At 38.4% G+C, this 20,602-nt stretch carries 17 protein-coding genes, 1 pseudogene and 2 riboswitches; of the genes and pseudogenes, 9 read left to right on the top strand and 9 right to left on the bottom strand.

Annotated elements, in window-relative coordinates; translation table 11 throughout:
* Positions 1 to 210 precede the first annotated feature (210 nt).
* The 4 genes from AB7942_RS26800 to AB7942_RS26785 all read right to left on the bottom strand — a co-directional run bounded on the left by AB7942_RS26800 (position 211) and on the right by AB7942_RS26785 (position 3,737).
* Positions 211 to 723 carry a HEAT repeat domain-containing protein gene (locus tag AB7942_RS26800; protein WP_335711582.1) on the bottom strand — a complete coding sequence of 171 codons (513 nt, stop codon included), beginning with the start codon at positions 721 to 723 and terminating at the stop codon, positions 211 to 213.
* Positions 724 to 1,055: 332 nt separating this feature from the next.
* On the bottom strand, positions 1,056 to 2,126 hold the full coding sequence (locus AB7942_RS26795; protein WP_088089886.1) for an LLM class flavin-dependent oxidoreductase: 1,071 nt from the start codon (positions 2,124 to 2,126) through the stop codon (positions 1,056 to 1,058).
* A 263-nt stretch (positions 2,127 to 2,389) separates the two neighbouring features.
* Positions 2,390 to 3,016 (bottom strand): 4-hydroxyphenylacetate 3-hydroxylase C-terminal domain-containing protein, encoded by a 627-nt coding sequence (locus tag AB7942_RS26790; protein ID WP_369449221.1) that lies wholly within the window; start codon positions 3,014 to 3,016, stop codon positions 2,390 to 2,392.
* Between the two features lie 244 nt (positions 3,017 to 3,260).
* Positions 3,261 to 3,737 carry a hypothetical protein gene (locus AB7942_RS26785; RefSeq protein ID WP_369449217.1) on the bottom strand — a complete coding sequence of 159 codons (477 nt, stop codon included), beginning with the start codon at positions 3,735 to 3,737 and terminating at the stop codon, positions 3,261 to 3,263.
* 208 nt (positions 3,738 to 3,945) lie between these two features.
* Between AB7942_RS26785 and AB7942_RS26780 the strand changes: the two genes are divergently transcribed.
* Positions 3,946 to 4,116 (top strand): hypothetical protein, encoded by a 171-nt coding sequence (locus AB7942_RS26780; protein WP_369449216.1) that lies wholly within the window; start codon positions 3,946 to 3,948, stop codon positions 4,114 to 4,116.
* Between the two features lie 195 nt (positions 4,117 to 4,311).
* Here the strand turns inward: AB7942_RS26780 and AB7942_RS26775 are convergent, their stop codons facing one another.
* On the bottom strand, positions 4,312 to 4,974 hold the full coding sequence (locus AB7942_RS26775; RefSeq protein WP_369449215.1) for a hypothetical protein: 663 nt from the start codon (positions 4,972 to 4,974) through the stop codon (positions 4,312 to 4,314).
* A 191-nt stretch (positions 4,975 to 5,165) separates the two neighbouring features.
* Positions 5,166 to 5,263, top strand: a riboswitch (guanidine-I (ykkC/yxkD leader).
* 66 nt (positions 5,264 to 5,329) lie between these two features.
* On the opposite strand from AB7942_RS26775, the gene AB7942_RS26770 reads away from it, so the two are divergent.
* The gene (locus tag AB7942_RS26770) at positions 5,330 to 5,671 is read left to right on the top strand and encodes a DMT family transporter (protein ID WP_369449214.1); all 342 of its coding nucleotides are present in this window, start codon (positions 5,330 to 5,332) and stop codon (positions 5,669 to 5,671) included.
* A complete protein-coding gene (locus AB7942_RS26765) occupies positions 5,671 to 5,985 on the top strand; it encodes a DMT family transporter (protein ID WP_369449213.1) in 315 nt (104 codons plus the stop codon). The genes AB7942_RS26770 and AB7942_RS26765 overlap by 1 nt, the downstream gene beginning before the upstream one ends.
* A gap of 279 nt (positions 5,986 to 6,264) precedes the next feature.
* Here the strand turns inward: AB7942_RS26765 and AB7942_RS26760 are convergent, their stop codons facing one another.
* Positions 6,265 to 9,954 (bottom strand): DUF2062 domain-containing protein, encoded by a 3,690-nt coding sequence (locus tag AB7942_RS26760; RefSeq protein WP_369449212.1) that lies wholly within the window; start codon positions 9,952 to 9,954, stop codon positions 6,265 to 6,267.
* A 570-nt stretch (positions 9,955 to 10,524) separates the two neighbouring features.
* Here AB7942_RS26760 and AB7942_RS26755 point away from each other — a divergent pair.
* The 5 genes from AB7942_RS26755 (at position 10,525) to AB7942_RS26735 (ending at position 16,033) form a co-directional block, all read left to right on the top strand.
* On the top strand, positions 10,525 to 11,745 hold the full coding sequence (locus AB7942_RS26755; protein ID WP_369449211.1) for a benzoate/H(+) symporter BenE family transporter: 1,221 nt from the start codon (positions 10,525 to 10,527) through the stop codon (positions 11,743 to 11,745).
* A gap of 510 nt (positions 11,746 to 12,255) precedes the next feature.
* Positions 12,256 to 12,359: riboswitch (TPP riboswitch) on the top strand.
* 111 nt (positions 12,360 to 12,470) lie between these two features.
* Positions 12,471 to 13,157, top strand: a complete 687-nt coding sequence (gene tenA, locus AB7942_RS26750) for a thiaminase II (protein WP_369449210.1) — start codon at positions 12,471 to 12,473, stop codon at positions 13,155 to 13,157.
* Complete coding sequence (locus AB7942_RS26745) at positions 13,154 to 13,750, top strand: ECF transporter S component (RefSeq protein ID WP_335438980.1); 597 nt, start codon at positions 13,154 to 13,156, stop codon at positions 13,748 to 13,750. The genes tenA and AB7942_RS26745 overlap by 4 nt, the downstream gene beginning before the upstream one ends.
* Entirely contained in the window at positions 13,728 to 15,299 is a 1,572-nt protein-coding gene (locus AB7942_RS26740; RefSeq protein WP_369449209.1) for an ABC transporter ATP-binding protein, read from the top strand. Before AB7942_RS26745 ends, AB7942_RS26740 begins: the two co-directional genes overlap by 23 nt.
* Complete coding sequence (locus AB7942_RS26735; RefSeq protein WP_369449208.1) at positions 15,296 to 16,033, top strand: energy-coupling factor transporter transmembrane component T family protein; 738 nt, start codon at positions 15,296 to 15,298, stop codon at positions 16,031 to 16,033. Before AB7942_RS26740 ends, AB7942_RS26735 begins: the two co-directional genes overlap by 4 nt.
* Positions 16,034 to 16,094: 61 nt before the next feature.
* On the opposite strand, the gene AB7942_RS26730 is transcribed toward AB7942_RS26735, so the two are convergent.
* From AB7942_RS26730 to AB7942_RS26720, 3 genes are all read right to left on the bottom strand, one after another.
* On the bottom strand, positions 16,095 to 16,484 hold the full coding sequence (locus tag AB7942_RS26730; RefSeq protein WP_098935158.1) for a VOC family protein: 390 nt from the start codon (positions 16,482 to 16,484) through the stop codon (positions 16,095 to 16,097).
* Positions 16,485 to 16,903: 419 nt separating this feature from the next.
* The gene (locus tag AB7942_RS26725) at positions 16,904 to 18,745 is read right to left on the bottom strand and encodes a bifunctional diguanylate cyclase/phosphohydrolase (protein ID WP_369449207.1); all 1,842 of its coding nucleotides are present in this window, start codon (positions 18,743 to 18,745) and stop codon (positions 16,904 to 16,906) included.
* A gap of 170 nt (positions 18,746 to 18,915) precedes the next feature.
* Positions 18,916 to 19,512 carry a DUF5317 domain-containing protein gene (locus AB7942_RS26720; protein WP_369449206.1) on the bottom strand — a complete coding sequence of 199 codons (597 nt, stop codon included), beginning with the start codon at positions 19,510 to 19,512 and terminating at the stop codon, positions 18,916 to 18,918.
* A 753-nt stretch (positions 19,513 to 20,265) separates the two neighbouring features.
* On the opposite strand from AB7942_RS26720, the pseudogene AB7942_RS26715 reads away from it, so the two are divergent.
* Positions 20,266 to 20,433: pseudogene (locus tag AB7942_RS26715) on the top strand (ADP-ribosylglycohydrolase family protein); the annotation flags it as partial.
* Positions 20,434 to 20,602: the final 169 nt, after the last annotated feature.

The raw sequence follows: 20,602 nt of genomic DNA, 5'->3' as shown, positions 1-20,602 counted from the left end.
AGTAACCCAAACACAAGTATTTCATTTTAACATCTCCTTTTTATGGCAGCAGTTTTTGATTCCAATGGTATTTTTTCTATTAAGTAAAATTCAACTAATCTTTATAAAATCCTTCTTCAACTATCCTGCTTCGTTAGTGCAATAACAAAAGGGATAGCCGTAGCAATCCCTGATTTTCAACTGTTGCACCCGTTAGTAACAATCACTAAGTTATTCGAACAAGTCATAATTCTCAATGATGTCTTCAAGTATTTCGTAGTTTTCTGGTTCCTTTTCATTTTTCAAGGCACTCTTAAGAATTGAAAAAATTGCTTTGTCACGAATTTCCCCTAATGCAATATAAGCAGCCCACCTTAAATCAGAATCCTGTTCATTCACCATTGATGAAAGTGGTTCTATAAGCCGTTTATCTGGAAAAGATGAAGCAATTTGTGCAGACCAATAACGAACCCCTTGATGGTCACTCAGTAACGATTTCACCAAATGAGGTATTACTTCTTCATTACTGAATTGTATTATTACATCTTCAATAAGTTGATAAACTCCAAACCCACTACCTTGTCCAAACACATTTAGAAAAAGCGGGATACAATCGGGATCAGGATTTTCGATAAAATACTTTCTTACTTCATCAAGACCTCTTATTTCTTCTATATCTACTTCACTATCACTTAGCAATGGTTGATGTTCTTTCAAGAAGGATAAAGCCTGATTAATGTCCATAAATAATATCCTTTCTAATATGTTTATATAGAGATTCAACATATAATTTAACTTTCCTTCTTCAACTATCCTGCCCTATAGTTTAAGTACATTTCTTCACAATCTCACACCAATATTAACATAAATATCCAGTATTATCTGGAAGTCTTATTAAGTTAAATGATCCATTAACATAAAGAAAGAGCACAATTCTTGCTACAGAATTGCGCCCTTTAATGGAAAAACATAGTTTATGATTTTGATCAAACTTTTGAAATCCACAATACCGAGGGCCGTAATCCAACGGATACAGTTATAGCAATTGCTAGCTAAAGCTACTAAAGGTTTTTCTTTTAGCAGCCTTTTTTAGTTTCCCTGCGGACCACCGGAGCTACCTTAGTTGCTAATAGCTCTATGTTTTTAGCAACTTTTTTAAAAGGTAAACCACCTATGTCAATTTGAGCAAGGAAGCGTTGATGTCCAAACAATTCATGTTGGCGTAGAATTTTTTCAATAATTTCCTGCGGGCTCCCGACAAATAAGCTGTTATTCGGACCAGCCATTTGCTCAAAATCTGTTTGAGAGATTTTCAATTGCCCTCCGTTTTTCATAAAAGATTTGAAATAGTTTGTATAATAAGCGTAGAATTCTTCCTTAGCCTTTTGAGATGTTTTACTAATATAACCATGTGCACCAATTGCCACCTTAAGTTTTTTTGAATTGTGGCCAGCCTTTAACCCTGCATACCGATAGGCCTCGACTAGTGGCTTAAATTGAATAGGGTCTCCTCCAAGCACCGCTAACATCAACCCTTCCCCCAGCCTGCCAGTACGTTCTGCACTTTCTTGTGAACCTCCAACACCTATCCAAATGGGGATTCTCTGTTGAATGGGACGGGGGGCAATATCTACACCCTTAAGCTCCGAGCGGAAATGGCCTTTCCAGGTAATACGCTCATTCTCATTTAATTTTAATAAAAGTTCAATATTCTCGGAGAATAAACGATCATAGTCATCCAGATTATATCCGAACAGTGGAAATGATTCCAAAAACGCCCCCCGCCCTGCTACTATTTCAGAACGACCATTTGAAACAATATCTAATGTTGCGAAATCCTCGAATAAACGGACAGGATCCACTGTGCTCAGAACGGTTGTTGCACTTATCAGCTTAATTTGGCTAGTATTTTGGGCAATAGCCGCTAATATAATGTGGGGAGATGATACAGCAAAATCCAAACGATGGTGCTCACCAATCCCGAACACGTCAAGTCCTGCATCATCCGCCAGTTTTGCTGCCTCTATAATTTCATTTATACGTTGTTTTGCGCTTATTAATTGACCGGTATAAGGATCGCAAAGTAGTTCCCCAAAAGTGTAGATGCCTATTTCTATTCCAGAATTCAAATTTATTTCTTTTCCCATAAGTCTCCTCCTACTAAGGTTATTGGGATACCAGCGAACTAACTCATTCTATATATATATATAAATGACTCCTTTGACCAATACACTTTAAATTATTAAAACAAGCCGAATTATTGAAAAAATAAATTTTGTTAGTGTAAAGATAGAATCAATCATTCAAGCGAAATGGACTAGAGTTTTTAAAAGATTCGGAGAAAAACTTCAGGGACAGCCTTAGGAGACTGTCCCATGTCCATTAGAACAACTACATCTTTTGGTTCGCCTTACGTTTTGCCAATCGACGAGTTTTCATTAGCATTTTTTAAGAACGTATTTACCAGGGAGATACTTTGGTTCTTATCATAACTATGATAGATATTACTGGCCATTTTAATCGGATCACCAAAAAAGAAACGTTCGTATAACGATTGCCTGCTGCCAAATGCATTCATGCTTATGTTCCAAGCCAAACGAAAAAGTCTTCCTCGTTCATTCGCATTTACATTAGTAGCTTGTAAGTAGATTTCGAGGTCATTTTTTATTTCAGACGAAAAGTCAACTTCACTTAGAATCGATACGAGTCCACTGGCTCCAATTTGTTGCAAAATTTCGCAAAACCGAGGGTAAAAGCGGGTATATATTAAAATGGCTGTGCTTAATGGGTTAAAATCAGGAACCATTGTCCCCCATTTGTCCAATTTAGCATTCACTTCTGAGGTAGACAATAGTGCTCTAAGAGTTTCAAGTCCCGAAATCACTTCTGTTATCTTTTCATGAATATGTTGAAATTCCTCAACATTGATCGTATTAACAAGCATATGTGCAACACCGAGAATAAATTCAGTTTTAACAATTCTCCTAGATGTAATTTGGTGTGCAATTAGCGGATAAAAGCTGCTTTCAGCAAAGATTTTATAAGAGGCTTCTGGATGTTGATAACAAGGGTACCGCCAACATTTCGGAAATTTTGTACGCTAACCAAATATCAACATCAAAAAGCCGATTTCCTGAAGATAAGGAATCGACTTTTTTATTTGCTTGTTAAACTAAAGCTACCCGATAGTTTAAGTACATTTATTCACAATCTCTTCTACACCTTAATATAACTCCAATCCCTAATACGTTTTATAAGGGGTATAAACAACATTACTTCTTCTAATATTTCTTTACCTCTTTTACAATAGTTCGTTCCACTAATAATTGATAAATATAAATAACGATTGCTGTTACAACTGACAAAATGAAAAAATGTTTTGGTCGCATTTTCTTGAATTCGAATACTCCAACTTTAGTGAAAAATTTTGCGATAGGGAAGGCAAGGAGATAATCTAGTACAATATTTAATGTTAAGTACTTTTTAAAGCTACCGTACGATAATTTAAATACCCAAATAGTTGTTATAAAAAATAAGCCTAAAAGGTAAGAGAAATCTAAACGATAATTTGGAAATAAAGCATTTTTTACTTTCCACCACTTTCGTCTATCAGCAATTTCACCTAACAAACTAAAGATATAACCAATAAAAGTTGCGACTGGAAGAAAGCGAACAAAAGAATTTTTCCCTAGCAATGGAGTAGTTAACCAAGGAATAACTAATGTACTAAATGATAAAGCCTTTCTTTTATTAATCATAGCAGCCCTCACAAGATACAATTTATCATTTATTATTCCCTTTTGTTCAGAAGTTTTATTCCATTAAATAGCCCGATTGTTTAACACAAGTTAAACACCGTTTTTCAACTATACTGCCCCTTTAGTACAATATCGACATAGCCATCCCGCAAAGCGAGGGAAGAGAATATCTGTAACACGCATGTCATACATTTAGATGGGAAAGGGGTTGAAAAGCGAAATGATTGCCGCATGGATTTGCGCTGTGATTGGCGGAATTTATTCAGGAATCTACTATGGTCAGGTTCCAAGTGCAACGGATGTATTCACCGGTTTCATCGCCGGCATTCTGATTGACTTTTATATCATTTATAGACAGAAAAACGGGTCAGAAGGCTGATCCGTTTTTGCTTTTAATAAAAAAACTTCCATATGGGTTGGGCTGAATTGTTGAAGCAGGGTATTTCCAATAGAATAGACATTACTGAACAAAGCTGACAATTTATACAGCTAGCCATTACACAAGCAAAGGATTTAATAATAATTTCCGGTTGTTATTGAACTAAAGCACCCGTTAGCTCAATAAAGGGCTAATCTATTTCTCCCATCTGATGCCGATTTCTTCAAATGAAATTCTGCTTTCGTTAAGACCTTCCTCGTCATCTGATTCAATCATTTTTATTTCATCCTCAGTCAAAACAATGTCACCAGTTGGGTTACTTATTTTTCTTTTAAACACAGATTGAAGTAGATTAACTTGAGTTTCAGACATTTCATAGTCCTCTTTCCATTCATTAATCGCTGTTTTAATATCTGTAACTTGCCTTTCTATTAAGAAACCACCATTTTCAATAAAATCCTCAAATTTGTCTTTTGAATAAATACCATCACAATTTCCCCAAAAAGCAGTAGTAACTACTGGGGCTGTCTTTCCATCAACATCATCTAACACATATTGTAGAGTTTCGTTAACTGCCAACGTTTTTGCTACTTCGGGTGCATCTATAAAGTAATCAAGAGCATCTATATTTTCTGATAAACGCTCACTATTATCGTTTCGAAAAGCACCTACCAAATAGTTGGGATGGAAAGTTATTGTCCCACGAGTACCTGAACTATCTTGTACATTGTAATTAATGTCATCCCAGGATTGTTCGTGCGACAATTCAGGATAGTGAGCTACCATAATGGCGTGAGCAATTGAAGCCAATATGCATCCTTCCCAAAGCTGTTCTCTTTCCCAATTTAACCTTTTCATATATTAATTCCCTCGTTTAACGATTAGATTTTATCCTTATTATTTCGCTACTAATTCTGATTAACCTTCTTAAAGTAACCTGCTCCGTTAGTTTAAGTATATTGTTTCACAATCCTACTTTTCTAATTTCTGATAATTCTAGTATTGACTAATATATAAATGTGTGTATAATATAAAACTAATTGCATAAGCCAAATGTTTTCTAGGGTTCCGTAACTTTAATGTTGGTCTGGTCCGAGAGAGAACTCACAGCTATGCTGTGTCACGGAAGGATAAAAGCCTGGGAGAAACTGTTTACAGTTATCTCCCAGGATTTTTTTGTTTTGGTAAAGAATAAAATTGGAGGTATGTTTAAATGAATGCAAACTGGATTAAAGTATTTGTTGCGGCTCTATTTGAAGTATTTTGGGTTATTGGATTAAAACACGCAGATGACTTTTGGACTTGGGCTGGAACAGTTATATCTATTATTATCAGCTTCTATGTGATGATTATGGCAGGACGACAACTTCCCGTAGGAACAGTATATGCAGTTTTCGTAGGACTAGGTACAGCAGGCACTGTCATTGCTGAAATTATACTGTTTGGAGAACCATTTAAAGTGAGTAAGTCACTTTTGATATTACTGTTACTAGCAGGTGTAATTGGATTGAAATTAGTTACAAAGGATAAGATTCAGAAAGGGGCTGATTCCTAATGGCGTGGTTTTCTTTATTCTTAGCAGGGTTATTTGAAATGTTTGGTGTTGCTATGATAAATAAACTTCATAAGGACCGTAATTTGAAATCCTTGATTTTATTAATTATTGGATTTGGAGCAAGTTTCATCATTCTAGCTTATTCAATGAAAACACTTCCTATGGGAACAGCATATGCAATATGGACAGGAATTGGAGCGTCTGGTGGAGCAATATTAGGAATGCTCTTTTACGGAGAACCAAAAGACTGGAAAAGATTGATCTTCATAACGATGGTTTTATGTGCAGCAATAGGATTAAAACTTGTATCATAACGGAAAAAAGGATAAGTAATATTTATTACCTATCATAATGGAATAAGAAAAGCCTATTCTTTAACTCAACTTATTATTGAAGGGGCTTTTCTTATTCAACCTGCCCCGTTACTTTAAGTGCAACTTTACACAATCTATATTTTCATTTTCACATAAATATCCAATAACTCTTCGGTAAATCAACTCACGTTCACTTAAATGTTCTAATAAATTCAATCAAAATGTTGGGGTACAAAAAAAAGTCTTCCCCGAATGGGAAAGACCTGTGCGAAGACTCCATTACATATTTTCCTTAACCTTCACCATCGAGGTTTCCTGTGTGACATTACCTTTGCGTTTTAGTTTACCCCAGCCAACGGTTACTCCCTTTATTGCCGAGAAGATCGATTTTATCACCACATAAGTCATCAGCTGCTTGTACAAGATTCGTTGCAGAAACAATGAGGCTAGTGGTTTGGGACTTTCTTTCTCCAATCGAAACGCGTAGAGAGAGGTTAATAAATCCAGTAAGTAAAAAAGAATAAATCCAATCGCTGCTCTTTCAGGGTGCGGGTTAAACAGGGCTAAAATAAACAAGATATCTGCAATAGGCGATATGGTTTGGTAAATATATTGGAAAAGCCACATATTTGGTAGGGCGATAAATCCTAATGAGTTATGTTTTTTATTGAATAAAGCATCCCGATGTTTCCATAAGCATTGTAACGTACCGTAAACCCATCGGTAACGCTGTTTTGCCAGACTTTTAATATCTTCCGGCACTTCTGTAAAGGCATAGGCCTTTTCCTCAAATTCTATCGTTTTCCCTTGGCGTAAAAGGGTAAGCGTGATATCGGTATCTTCTGCCAGTGTATCCTCTTGAAAGTATCCTGCATCTTCTACGGCCGTCTTTCTCCATGCACCGATCGCACCTGGTACAACCGTAATGCAATTGAGAGCGGCAAAAGCCCTTCTTTCTAGGTTAAAGCCTGTCACGTATTCGATATGCTGCCAGTTTGTAAGGAGGTTCCCCTTATTGCCGACCTTTACATTACCTGAAACCGCAGCAACCTTTTCATTCTTAAAATGGTTAACAAGCAATGAAATCGCATTTTCAGCGATGAGTGTATCAGCGTCAAGAGCCACCACGATTTCCCCGGTTGCCTCTTTAAAACCAAGATTAACAGCAGAAGATTTTCCCCCATTGTTTTTTTTAATTAATCTGACGAGCGGATGTTTTGTATATGTTTCTTGAACGACAACAGCGGTATCATCCTTTGATCCGTCGTCGATAATCAGTATCTCAAAAGCAGGGTAGTCGCTCGATAAAATAGAATCTACTGTTTTACAAATTACTTTTTCCTCGTTGTAGGCAGCAATTACCACACTGACAAAAGGTGTGAAGTTAGGGTCAATCACGGTCTCTTTATACCTTTTTACTTGCTTCCTTGAAAGGAAAACGAAGATAGCCAGTCGTAAGATTCCTAACAGGATCGCTGAGTAGAACAGGAAGCTTAATCCTAAGTGCCAGCCTTGTATCACCATGAATACAGCCTTGTCATAGACCAAATAAGGGCTGTCCTTAACAGGGGGCATAATCTGACTATCACTTTTTCCAGTTAGATCAGCAATGGTGGTAAATGTATAGCCGCGCTGTTTGAGTTCTTTAATAATCGTAGGCAAGGCTTCTACCGTGTTGGAGCGGTCACCGCCAGCATCGTGCATCAAAATCACATTTCCTTCAGGCAGCTGATCCAATACCCTGTTTACAATTTCATCACTAGAAAGTCTTTGCCAATCGTCTGAGTCAATTAATTCACCGACCATGGTATAACCCATATCCTGTGCTCGCAATATTGGCTCCAGTTCGCTCTTTGTGCTCGGTTCCGCATTGGCCACATATGGCGGACGGAAAAGAGTCATCGAATGACCGGTAATTTCTTGAAATAATCGCTGATTTGCATTTAGCTCCATTCTCGTTTGAAATGGTGTGATCGATGCAACATCCGGATGGGTAAAGGTATGGTTGCCAATTTCGTGACCTTTTTTATACATCTTGTTAACCAGTTCTGGATGCTGCAGCGCGTTCTCTCCAATGATAAAGAAGCTCCCTTTTATATGATTCTTGTCCAAAATGTCCAATATTTGTGGTGTATAGGTTGGATCCGGACCGTCATCAAAGGTAAGGACGACTTCCTTACCTTTCGGCTGGCCATACCGAACGACCTCAGAAGGCTTTGGTAATTTAGTATAGGTCTCGGTTTGAATCAACCCATGTGAATCCAATTGAATCGTTCTTGTTCCTTTTTCTGATGGAGAGGCAATTTTTAAAATCTCTCCAGCACCTGTATAGTGAACAGACTTAGGGCTGACCAAGGTTTGAAGGGCATGGGATGGATCGGTTATTCCCTTTGGTTTATTCAGGAAATTCCAGATTGAAGGATCTTCAGAACCGAGCCGCCAAACCGCTATTCCTCTTGAACCGTGATCTATCGCTAGCTTCATTTGATTATAAAATGAAGCTGCATCTAAAAACCAAACAACATGTTTTTTTCCGTTTCTTTTGTAGCGTACATAAGGGTTGCCTATTTGTTTATTCCATTGGATTTGGAGGTTGGTCCCAATTCCTAAATCCATGATATCGCCGAAAGCAACCGTATCTGCGGGCTGATGGGAGTTTTCTTCCCAGTCGTAACCGAAGCTTCCCAAACTCACAATCAATTTTTCAGAAGGAATATGGAGCTGGTTCAAGTTCTCTTTTACCCAATCAGACGGAGCCACAGGTCCAGGTTTACTCATCGAATGGTGCTGATCATAGAGCATGACAATCATGCGATCAACGTTCGTTGCTAAAGAAGTATAGTTAAAACCATTGTTATTCGGCGGAACATCCAATGTGACCATCAGACCATGTGGATGAAACGCCTCATAAACTTTACCGATAAAATGAGTGAAATCCTCTTTGTCCTTTGGCTGGATATCTTCAAAGTCTATATTAATTCCGTCAAAGTCATTTGTTCTCACATATTCCAACATCTTTTTAATAAAAAGATCTTCAGCACCGGGAGTAATAAATAAGCGGTGTAGGGCCTCGCCATCCCATTTATTATTACTAAAATTATTCACTAATGGGAGAATCTTTATATTATGGGCTTTGGCCTCTGCAATAATGGACTTGTCCGTGCTGGTTTTTAGGGTAAGACCAGGTGTCAGCTGCATCCACCCCGGCACTAATGTTGTAATCGAATCGCTATTCTTTTTAAAAGAAGTATGGCTGTTTTTGTCCCAATCGACGTAAAAGCCATACACTTCTTGTTTCTTGTTCGATTGCCCGATATTTTTTTGAATAAGAGGGGATGGACTCGTTTTTTGAAACTGAGTGGCAAGCTGTTCTGCACTGAAACTTTTATTAATCGGCTCGATCCCGCTCTTTACTGCGCTTTTATTTAATTGTAGTTCAGGAAATTCAGGGTTCGTATTAAGACTTTCAATAAAAATAGTCGATACTAAAATAATTAAAACCGTAAAGCCTGCACTCATTCGTTTGATAATGGACCAGCGTCTTTTGGCTGGATCAAGAAAAACATGTTCTTGATTTCTCTCCCTCTTTTTCAGCCCTAAATTGTAAAACCAATGGAAAATAAAGTAGCAGACAAGACCAATCAAGCCTCCTAGGACCCCTGAAGCCATGGTTTGTGAAAGCTGTATTTTAGACTGCAGGGTAGAAAATAACCAGTAATCCTCCAATAAACGCATATCCAGGAAGGGTAAATGATTCATCTTTGGTATAAAAAGCGGAATCAACGTTCCAAGAAATAAGGCAATGATATTAAGTCGCAACAAAAGTGAAAGAACAAGCAATAATGGAATTCTAAAACTATCTAAAGGGAAAAACCCCATGAAAAAACCAAGTGTACTTGCAACCGCTCCTGCATTACCAGTGACAGGTGCAAATAATGATCTAACAATCCACCTAAAAATTCGATTCACATAGACTCCTCCTATAGGCGTAGTGTCAAAAATTCTATTTTAATCGATTGAGTTTATACAATTAAATCTGTAAAAGGTTCACTGAAACGTTAACCGAAAGGAATTATAAATCGTGCGCATCGAACGGACAGACTTTTCGACAAAAAATGACTAACAGAATAAGCTTAGGTAGTCATTTTAAGATTTTGGGGGTAGGCAGAAAAAGTTCTTTTATATTTTTAATGGTAATTTGTAATTTTTCAGAGTTTGATAGAGGTTGGAGGGGAGAAGTGTTCGCGCACTTCTCCTTTTTTGCTTGGTTGGAAGCGAATGATGCCCGTGGAGGTTAAAAAAATGAATTCATCGGCGTAATGTTAGGCGGTATCCCTGCGAGAATGCACCTTTTCCCTTTTTTAAGCTATTTTTTCCTCTAGTTTATTCCCCGTCCCTTTTGTTATGATAAGGACTGCCAGTGAGTTTTTAATAATATTAACGGTTGTCGAAGATTGCCTTTGTTCTATACATTTTGTAGAAGGTTGTCTAAACTAACAATAAAAGTTTTTTACTTGAAGAAGGGTATGAGGAGAAAAAATGGGGCATCCAAATAGATTAATTAGAGAGCAATCAATTGAACCATTACCTGAAAATAAAAGGAAATCAGTTTTTCAAGATCTAACGACTCAAAACGTATCTTCTGGATTAATTTCTAGTACTTTAGTCATGACGGGTCCAGCGTTAATCATTCTGCAGGCAGCAGCGGCAGGGCATTTCTCTAATCAGCAAACCATCAATTGGATGTTTGCCGTCTATTTCTTTGGAGGGTTGTTAGGGATCGTAATGCCTCTGTTATTTAGAATTCCCATTACCGGAGCTCACTCGATTTCGGGGGTTGCTTTTTTAGCGACAGTGACAGCACATTTTACTTATCCCCAGCTAATTGGCGGGTATGTGATGTCAGGGCTGCTGATTTTGCTGATTGGGTTGTCAGGACTTTTTACTAAAATTATTAAATGGGTTCCGAAAGAAGTCATTGCAGCCATGCTTGCAGGTCTGGTCACCAACTATGTGGTTCAGCTTGTCCAAGACGTTAAGGCCTTACCCTTAGTGGGTGGGGCAGCCTTGCTTAGTTTCTTTATCAGTACGAAAATCTCAAAACGGATCCCGGCCGTTATGGTCGCAGTGGTTGTCGCTTTTATTACTTTGTTTTTAACCCAAGATCTACATAGCTCATCTAAGGAGATTGCTTTTTTTCTACCATCCATTCAAATGCCGGAATTTACATGGACGGGCATGGTCACATTAGGTCTGCCTCTGGCCATGTTAATCCTAAGTAATGATATGGCACCTGGAATCGGCGCACTAGAAAGCTCGGATTTTGAACCTCCGATCCGAAAAATTGTTTCTTTTAGTGGAGTGTTTTCGATTATTGCCAGTTTTTTCGGGGGGCAAAGTGCGAATATTGCTGGCATGATGACCGCCATCTGTTCTAGTTCGGATGCAGGGGTAAAATCAAAGAGGTATATGGCAGCGGTGGTATCGGGGGTTTTGACATTATTGTTTGGAGTATTCGCTTGGAAAATTGTTCCGTTTATCCAATCGTTACCCCACGCGTTTGTGTCGATGCTAGCAGGATTTGCGTTAATCAGCGTCCTTCTTTCTAGTTTGCAGCTGGGTTTCTCCGAAAATAAATATCGCTTAAGTGCCCTATTTGCGTTCCTCATCGCGTTATCCAATGTATCATTTTTCCATATTAGTGCACCGGTATGGGGTCTGGTTGTTGGAGCGATTATTGCAAAGACGGTGGAAGCGTAATGTGCCTGTCACGCCCCGAAATTTGTCGTAGATTAATAGGTTGTTAGAGGGGAGAAGTGTTCGCGCACTTCTCCTTTTTTTGCCGCAATCTAATTTCACTATCGGAAGATTAGCCGCTGTTCATATTATGGGTATGGGCACATGTTCTAGTTCAGCGGCTAAACATGGTTCCTTTTTAAAAGAGTTATTTATTGAGGAGAGACTAGCTGTTGTGTTTTCGCAAATAAAAGCCTTACTTTCGCAGGATTACATAATTTCGAACTCTTATTATATATTTTACGAAACTTATTCCATAATTTTGGATTCTTACTACATATTTTACGAAACCTATTACATAATTTCGCGCACTTACTACATATTTTACAAGTCTTACGACATTTGCTGGATAATAATGGGAAATATCTTCGAGTTTCAGTGCATCTATAATCCATTTGGTCTATTTTTATAATTAAGATTTTAATTGATTGACAACATTAACCAGCGAGTGTAGAGTGAAGGTTAAATTAATAGGAAGACCACTAGGGGAGCCTTTTTATGGCTGAGACGAGAGTTATCTTGGACCCTTTGAACCTGATCTAGTTCATACTAGCGTAGGAAAGTGGAGTTCGTGTATGGATAGATATAATTATTCAGCCGCTCCATTTTTGGGGCGGTTTTTTCGTTTTTAACATTAAGTTGATCCCAATAGAGTCTTCCCATTAAAACCAATAAGGGGGCAAAATTTTATGAGTTTTTCAGCAGAATTAAGAAAAGAAGCAGATCCTATTTTCGAGGCGATTTTTGAACATCCTTTTGTGCAAGGGATAGCTAATGGGGAATTACAAAAGGAACAATTGATTCATTATGTTAAACAGGACTTTGAATATTTGAATTCGTTTATTCGCATCTATGGAATAGCGGTTTCCAAGTGTGAGAATCGTGAAGATATGGATATGTTTAATACGCAGATTTCTTTTATCTTAAACAGTGAAATCCATCCTCATAATAACTTTTGTCAAGTAGCAGGTGTTCCTTACGAGGTATTACATGGATATCCGTTATCTCCCTCGTCCCTTCATTACACGCGTCATATGCTTACCGTTGCGCACGAAGGTACATTAGGGGAAATTCTAGCTGTGCTATTACCATGTCCGTGGACGTATTGGGAAATTGGGAAAAAATTATTAACGGAGGTTAATCCAGATCCTTCTCATCCTTTTTATGATTGGATCAGTTTTTATGGAAATCGTACCGATTCGATTACCACGAAATTTTGTGCCCGTCTTGATGAGTGGGCAATGACAGCAACCGAGAGAGAGAAGGAGAAGATGAAGGAACATTTCTTAATCAGTTGTCAGCTGGAATATATGTTTTGGGATATGGCTTATAAACTCGAAGAATGGCCTGTGAAAATGGAGGTAGTGAAACGATGACTTGGAAGATGAAAGAAGTCGTTCTTGCTGTGATTCTAGCGGTCGCATGTGGAGTAATCTATTTAGGATGGTCGACGCTTTGGATTCCCATTTCAGCTCTTGTCGGGCCGGTGGGCGCAGGTTTTATGTTTGGAATTTGGGTGATTGCTAGTCCAATCGTAGCGTATATTATCCGAAAACCAGGAGCAGCGCTTATTGCAGAGGTTGCAGCGGCGGCAGTGGAGTTATTAACCGGAAGTCATTTTGGTTTGTCGGCCCTTTTAGTAGGTGTCTTTCAAGGGATTGGTGCGGAAATCGCATTCGCAATATTCGGATATAAACGTTACAACCTATTTACTTTAATGCTATCGGGGGCTTTTGCAGCGCTTGGAAGCATGATTTATAACTTAATTGCCAACGGTTTAGGTTATTACTCGAAGGAAGTATTTTTTACAACATTAGGAATTCATGTCATCAGCGGAATGATTCTCGGTGGATTGTTAGCGAAGGTCATTGTGGACGCACTCGCAAAGACAGGTGTGTTAGAACAATATGAACTGATGAAGGAAAAAAGGAAAAGGGAAAACGTCGATGGACATGTTTCTGGGATGTAAGGATCTTTCGATTCGCTTTTATAATCGCTCTGAAAAAATACTCAGTCAGATTACTTTATCCATCAATAACGGGGAGAAAGTATTAATACTTGGGCCTAGTGGGAGTGGGAAATCGACGTTGATTTCCGCTCTTGCAGGCATTATCCCGGAGCATATGGAGGCAGAGGTAAGTGGTGAGGTATTCCGCAGGAAAGAAGCCGGTGTGATGTTTCAAGATCCAGATTCGCAATTTTGCATGCTTCATGTCGATGAAGAAATTGCGTTCAGCCTCGAAAACCGATCGGTTCCGCGCAACCAAATGGACCAAATGATTTCTGAGTTAATGGATAAAGTAGGGCTGATGGTCGATAAAAAAACACCGATTGAAACTCTATCAGGTGGGATGAAACAACGATTGGCGTTAGCTTGTTTACTGGCATTAGAACCAGAAGTCATTTTCTTTGATGAACCAACAGCCCAGCTAGACCCTGCTGGCCGGAATGAGATATTTGTTTTATTGAATCAATTAGCCCAAAAGACAAACCATACGATGGTATTTGTCGAACATGTCCTAGACGGCTGCATCGAATGGATGGATCGAGTCATTATCCTAAATGAGAAAGGAAGTATTATCGGGGATGGGGAGCCAAAAGAAATGCTGCTGAATTTTAAAAATGAAATGAAAGAGGCGGGTATTTGGCGCCCTAAGTTGTTTCCTCACAAATGGGAGGAAGTTGTTCAAAATGACGCGCATCCTCTATCTATCAAACTTGTTAATCTGAAAAAAACCAAACCGATCAAGGATGGCGAGATTTTACTCCATACCGAAAATGTTGAAATTGGCTATCGGAAGAAGACCATTGTGAGCGACATTGATATAAAAATCCATAAAGGGGAATGGATTTCCATCGTCGGAGAAAATGGAAGTGGGAAAAGTACCTTCTTAAAAAGTCTGATCCGTTTGGAGCCAATTAAAAAAGGGAAAATTCTCTTTAAAAATACGGAACTAAAAAAATGGCCAGAACGAGAATTATATGAAAAAGCAGGCTTTGTTTTTCAAAATCCAGAACTTCAATTCATTACGGATACTGTCTTTGAGGAAGTTGCCTTTGGCGGCCGGCAACGAAATTGGCCTGAAGACCTGATTCATACCAAAACCAGCCAATTGTTAGAGGAGTTTGGATTGGAATCGCATCAACATGCTCACCCGTTTACCCTAAGTTTAGGACAAAAACGGCGGTTAAGTGTGGCGACGATGTTATTGTTGGATCAAGATTTATTATTGCTGGATGAACCAACATTCGGTCAGGATGAAAAAACAGCGAACGAACTGATTCAACGCTTACAGGAGAGGCAGGACCAGGGAACAACGATTGTGATGGTCACCCACGATATGGATTTGGTGGATGATTATTCTGATCAAGTTATTCTCTTCAACAAGGGAAGAGTAACCTATCAAGGGACCCCCTATGGGTTATTTTCAAATCCGAGTAATTTCCGTGACAGTGCGTTAATTCCACCACTCCATTACCAGTTGATGCATGCACGAATGGAGGGGGTTTTGGTATGAAGGCTAACGATTCATTCCTCGCAACTCTCAATCCTGCTAGTAAACTGCTTTCTCATTTGATCGTTATGTTTCTTTTAATGGCAATCTCCAATCCAATGGTGACTTTTTTGATCTGGTTACTTGCTGTATTGATCGGTATTTTTTTAGGCGGATGGAGAATGACTTACCTTCTGAAAAGGCTTTTGCCCTATTTAGGTTTTTTCATTCTTGTATTTTGGATGATGGCGGCGTTTGGTGAAGGAGAAGAAACGATTTGGAAATGGGCCTGGTTCCATATTACGCAAGAGAGCATGAATCATGGCTTAACAATCGGTTTGAGGATGTTAGCGTTTGTTACGTATGGATTATTATTCACTTCTACCACAGACATCACGGTGTTCATCATGAGTTTAATTCATCAATGTAAACTTTCACCAAAATGGGCGTATGGGCTATTAGCGGGGTTCCGCTTTATCCCACTATTCCAATCTGAACTAAACCAAATGAAGACGGCTCATAAAGTCAGAGGTTACAAGCAGAAAAATAGATGGAAAGCTTTTATGAGGTACTCTTTGCCACTGTTTACTCAAGGAATAAGAAAATCAGAACGAGTGGCTATCGCAATGGAAGCGCGTGGATTTACGGGCACAAAAGACAGAACGTATTATCAAACAACTAAAATAGTACCGAAAGATTTGGTCTACTTACTTTCTTTGCTAATTGTTGGATTGGCAATTATTATTTTTATTGGATGAATGGGAACGATTAGTTAGAGGGGAGAAGTGTTCGCGCACTTCTCCTTTTTACTTTGGTTTCCTAAAGGTCTTTTTGATCGACGTTTAGTTCAATTAGATTCCCATCAGGGTCCGCACAGAATATTTGCGCAAAACCGCTCATGCCATTGGGTTTCTCTAACAGTTCAACATCCTTACTTTTCAACCAATTCAGCGTCTCTGTGTAATCCTGCACTCTTAGTGCAAAATGGCCTTCCCTGCTGCTCAGGCGTTTATCTTGGCGGATCGTTTGTGATGTAGGAAGAACAATTAGATGGAGCTGTTGTCCCTCAACTTCGTACCAGGCACCAGGAAAATCAAAATTAGGACGTTGTATTTCTTTTAAACATAAGATGCTGCTATAAAAATGCTTGGCGCGTTCTAAATTAGTAACCGTTAGACTAACGTGGTGGAGTTCTTTATATTGGATCACCGCAGTCGTCCCCCCTAAATAAATTTATTTTCATCATAACACAAATAGATGATTGTTATGGCGTGTTAAAAATTGCAGATAGGAATCACTTTTTTAGTTACTAAGTGATTTACAAGTGTCCACTTTATTGACTAAGGACCAACTTACTACACCTTTATTGGCACATACTACAAATTTACAGACACTTACTACATATTTATTGAGACTTACGACGAAATTGTGGTCACTTACAACATATTTTCCAAAACTTACGACATTTACTGGATAATAATTGGAAAATTACAACAGCTTACAAAGTATTGTTTTGTTAGTTTATCGGCCACTTCCGATTTTCTCCCATCACCCACCCCAATAAAACCTAAAAAAGCCAGGCATTTAGCCTGGCTCAGATCATTGTCATAATTCTCGTTGTCTGCCTGTCAGCCATTCACTCCTACAAGCTCTTTTTTTGGATTATCCCCGAAGTGATCACACTCCTTGATCATGGCTATAAACGGTTCAATGAATTGAGGATCAAATTGTTTTCCAGAGCAGTTGCGCAATTCAGCGATCGCTTCATGGAAGGTTTTTGTTTTTTGATAAGGACGCTCGGTTGTCATTGCGTCAAAGGAATCGATCACGCAGAGAATTCGCGCCAGCTTTGGAATCAATTTTCCTGCTAAGCCATATGGATAGCCGTTCCCATCATATCGTTCATGGTGGAGTTCAACTAGAGGAATCAAGTCTTCTAATTTTTTATTCGTTGAAATGATCTCTTTTCCATAGGTTACGTGCTTCTTCATCAATTCCCATTCATGAGGCTCAAGCTTTCCTTTTTTATTTAAAATCTCCCGCGGGATTTCAATTTTTCCAATGTCATGGACAAGGGCTCCAAGAATCAGCGTTTTGCGTTCATGAACACTTAAGTTAAGCATCCGTGAAAAATCAACCGCATATTGGTAGACCCGTTTACTGTGGCGATAGGTATAGACATCTTTTGAGAGGAAGATCTTTAATTGAAACTCCGCTTCCTCCAGCTCTTTTTCAAGTGAAAGCGAGTGATGAACGGAATATTCAGATCGGCCATTATAGATTTGGACAAGATTTTTCCCTTGGTTCTTCGCCGCATACATCGCTTGATCCGCTTTGTTCAGAAGTTCAGAAATATTGTAGGTCTCTTTTTCACATTCGGCAATCCCAGATGAAAAGGACAAGCAGCCGTAAGGGAGACGTTCCACCCCTTTATAGTAGGTGTCATTTACTTTCTTCCGTAATTCATTCATGAACGAATAAGCGGTTTTACGATTGGTGTTTGGCATTATAATCGAAAATTCTTCGCCGCCATAGCGTGCAACGATAAAATTTGCCGCGTCGGACTCGGTTTTCAAAATGGCACCAAATTCCTGGAGCAGATGATCGCCTTGAATATGCCCGTACAAATCATTAAATTTTTTAAAATCATCGATATCAAGGATGACCACACTTAAAGACTGATCGGTTTCCTTTGCGATCGCTACTTCTTTTTCCAAAATTTCTTTAAAGTAACCGTGGTTATTGAGGCCTGTCAAGGTATCTTTGTTGGCTTTCTCGGAAATCTCTTTATATAAATTAAAATACTGTTTAAATGCTAATGATAATAAAAACGCAATACAGGTGAAAAGAGACAGACCGAATAATTCGTCGGGTTTCATTAAAATGACTAGGACTAATGAAAGTACAAGTGTGATAATATATGTGGCAGCTGTCTCTTCAATAATTTCCTTAAAAAAGTTTACGATGTTTTCAGATGTTGCCAATATGAAATAAATCCCAACTAATAGTAGATTTAGTGTAAAATAGGTGCAAAAAGAAAGTAAATAGGAAAGAATGTTATCGACACTGAACGGTCCAGTGATGCCATTTGTATATATAAAAACATAATAGGCACTATTAATCATTAAAGAATAAACAGAGAAGTTAAATACATGTTTCCACCAGGCGATTTTTCGCTGGAATAAAGCAAATACAATGGAATGTATGAATAAAACAAGTAATGATGTATTTAATCCAAACAAAAAAAGACTTGCTAGATAAATAGAAGAATCCATGGAAAGGGAATTACCCTTTGGAGGAATCAGTACGGTGTAGTAATTAAGCAATAAGATGGAACTGGAAAAAGCAAAAATAACAATCCAATCCATTTGAGAGTACTGTGGGATTTTAATTGAGAAAGTAAAAAACAAAATGCCTAAGACTGAAATTAAGAAAAGATATATATTTGCAGGTCTCTTTATATTACGCATACTCATCACTCTCATAAATAAATTTAGGAGAAGTAACAAAAATTACTTCTCCCTACCATTCTACTCTTATACTAATTTATATCCAGATGTTAAAGCAATAATAATTGAACCAATAATGATTGCATTGAAAAGAATTCCAGTTAATTTAATGCCTTTTTTTTGTTCATTTTTCATCTTTTTTCACCTCCTCTAAAGGAGACGGGTGTGTATTCACTCTTTTTGGCGACTGGATGATGAACCATGAGATGTTGGATGAAAAAGAAGATTCCAATATTCATAACGATATCACCGATACTGATGATTTGCGTTCGTGGATAGGGGTCTGTGATGGGAATAACATCGCCCAAAAATCCAAGATACGTAGAAGACGTTAGCATCGTATGCTTGGCGTATAGGCTTTCTTTAAGGACTTCGATATATTCAGGATCCAAAACGGCAGCTGCTTCCAATGAAACCGGCATTCTTCCGCCGTTGATCACCATGACTAAAAAATTGAGAAATACACCAATTAGAATGAGAGTAAATCCTGGGTTATTGCGGTTCATAAATAAAAATAGCAAACCGAGTACATATACCACAATGTAGATGTATCCGCTTACCTGTCCCAGAAATTTGTAATCGTTTTGGAGCATAAAAACGGCTAGTTCAACAACCAATAGGAGAGGAAAGATCCATCCCCACTTTAGCTTTAGCTGTGCCAGAGCTCTTAGGTTCCCTTTTCGAAGAAGCCCTACTATAAACGAAATAATAATGCCGTCAAATACCATCGTTGTTACCTACCTATGCCAGAATATATAACTAATAGAAGAAGTTCAAAAATTCCACAAAAAAAAAATATTCCCACAATAATATAATCAAAGATATTCGTCGAATGCAAGGGGATGTCGCTTGGTCTTGTGTTGAATTTGTGTATATTCTGATGTCTTGACTCGAATACTCTTATTTCATAGGATTGTCCCACGATATAAACCGACTGGTAGGTTAATAGAATAGCTATTTATTACGTGAGTGCTTAGCTGTTCATTAGTAATCTCCAGAAAAGAGGTATTTTAAAGACAGTTCTCGACATACTTTTCAGCCATTTAGAGAAATAAATCCAGGAATGGCACGTCCTGAACCCACTTTTAATCAAACGTTTATGTAGTAGGGAAAAGGGGGGGAATTAATAGAATGATGTAAGTTCAAGCGAAATCTGCCTGTTTTTGTGGAAATAATGGTTATTACCTGCGGAATGATCCCGCGTAAACCGACAATTTCCCGCCTGCATTAGCAGGGGAAATCCTTATAGGCCAATACTTGCAGCTGTTTCAACCAAACGTTTGATTGAAAGGGAAACTTGGGGGAAATGGGTGAGATTTTTCATTTCATTGGATGGATTTGGAGTAAATAATCTACTAGCGGACATCCTAAAACCAGTTTTATAAATATGGAATAATCTAACTGATGATGAGATGGCTGTAGTGGGAAAGCATGTATTAAAAGTGGAAAGGGATTTTATCAAGGGGATGGGAGAGTTGTGTATGCTAGATAAAGTAAAAGGTGGTCTTTTTGGAGTGGCGATTGGGGATGCCTTAGGAGCGACAACGGAATTTATGTCCCCAGAAGAAATTAAAAAAGAGTATGGTCGAGTGACGTCGATCATTGGTGGGGGCGTTTGGAAAGTAGAACCGGGGGAAACCACTGATGACATAAAGAGGTTCTATGTGACCGTAAAGGAGGAAAAAAGGAGAGTCCGGTCACATAGAGAGGTTCTAAACAAAATCAGCTAGTGTGAGGCTTATTTCATTTTAGTAATATAGTTTTTTGAGCTCTCTCGCCGATAAAAGAGTTTATGCGGTGAATTAATTTTGTTCTAGC

The organism is Neobacillus sp. BF23-41 (genome assembly GCF_041106275.1).
The sequence above is the reverse complement of the archived record's forward strand: the minus strand, read 5'-3'. Positions and strand labels throughout refer to the sequence as shown.

What these genes read in the sequence shown, in the direction of transcription:
- AB7942_RS26800 (WP_335711582.1), bottom strand. Translation starts at nt 723, where the DNA reads ATGGACATTAATCAGGCTTTATCCTTCTTGAAAGAACATCAACCATTG.
- AB7942_RS26795 (WP_088089886.1), bottom strand. Translation starts at nt 2,126, where the DNA reads ATGGGAAAAGAAATAAATTTGAATTCTGGAATAGAAATAGGCATCTAC.
- AB7942_RS26785 (WP_369449217.1), bottom strand. Translation starts at nt 3,737, where the DNA reads ATGATTAATAAAAGAAAGGCTTTATCATTTAGTACATTAGTTATTCCT.
- AB7942_RS26775 (WP_369449215.1), bottom strand. Translation starts at nt 4,974, where the DNA reads ATGAAAAGGTTAAATTGGGAAAGAGAACAGCTTTGGGAAGGATGCATA.
- AB7942_RS26770 (WP_369449214.1), top strand. Translation starts at nt 5,330, where the DNA reads ATGAATGCAAACTGGATTAAAGTATTTGTTGCGGCTCTATTTGAAGTA.
- AB7942_RS26765 (WP_369449213.1), top strand. Translation starts at nt 5,671, where the DNA reads ATGGCGTGGTTTTCTTTATTCTTAGCAGGGTTATTTGAAATGTTTGGT.
- AB7942_RS26755 (WP_369449211.1), top strand. Translation starts at nt 10,525, where the DNA reads ATGGGGCATCCAAATAGATTAATTAGAGAGCAATCAATTGAACCATTA.
- tenA (WP_369449210.1), top strand. Translation starts at nt 12,471, where the DNA reads ATGAGTTTTTCAGCAGAATTAAGAAAAGAAGCAGATCCTATTTTCGAG.
- AB7942_RS26745 (WP_335438980.1), top strand. Translation starts at nt 13,154, where the DNA reads ATGACTTGGAAGATGAAAGAAGTCGTTCTTGCTGTGATTCTAGCGGTC.
- AB7942_RS26740 (WP_369449209.1), top strand. Translation starts at nt 13,728, where the DNA reads ATGGACATGTTTCTGGGATGTAAGGATCTTTCGATTCGCTTTTATAAT.
- AB7942_RS26735 (WP_369449208.1), top strand. Translation starts at nt 15,296, where the DNA reads ATGAAGGCTAACGATTCATTCCTCGCAACTCTCAATCCTGCTAGTAAA.
- AB7942_RS26725 (WP_369449207.1), bottom strand. Translation starts at nt 18,745, where the DNA reads ATGCGTAATATAAAGAGACCTGCAAATATATATCTTTTCTTAATTTCA.
- AB7942_RS26720 (WP_369449206.1), bottom strand. Translation starts at nt 19,512, where the DNA reads ATGGTATTTGACGGCATTATTATTTCGTTTATAGTAGGGCTTCTTCGA.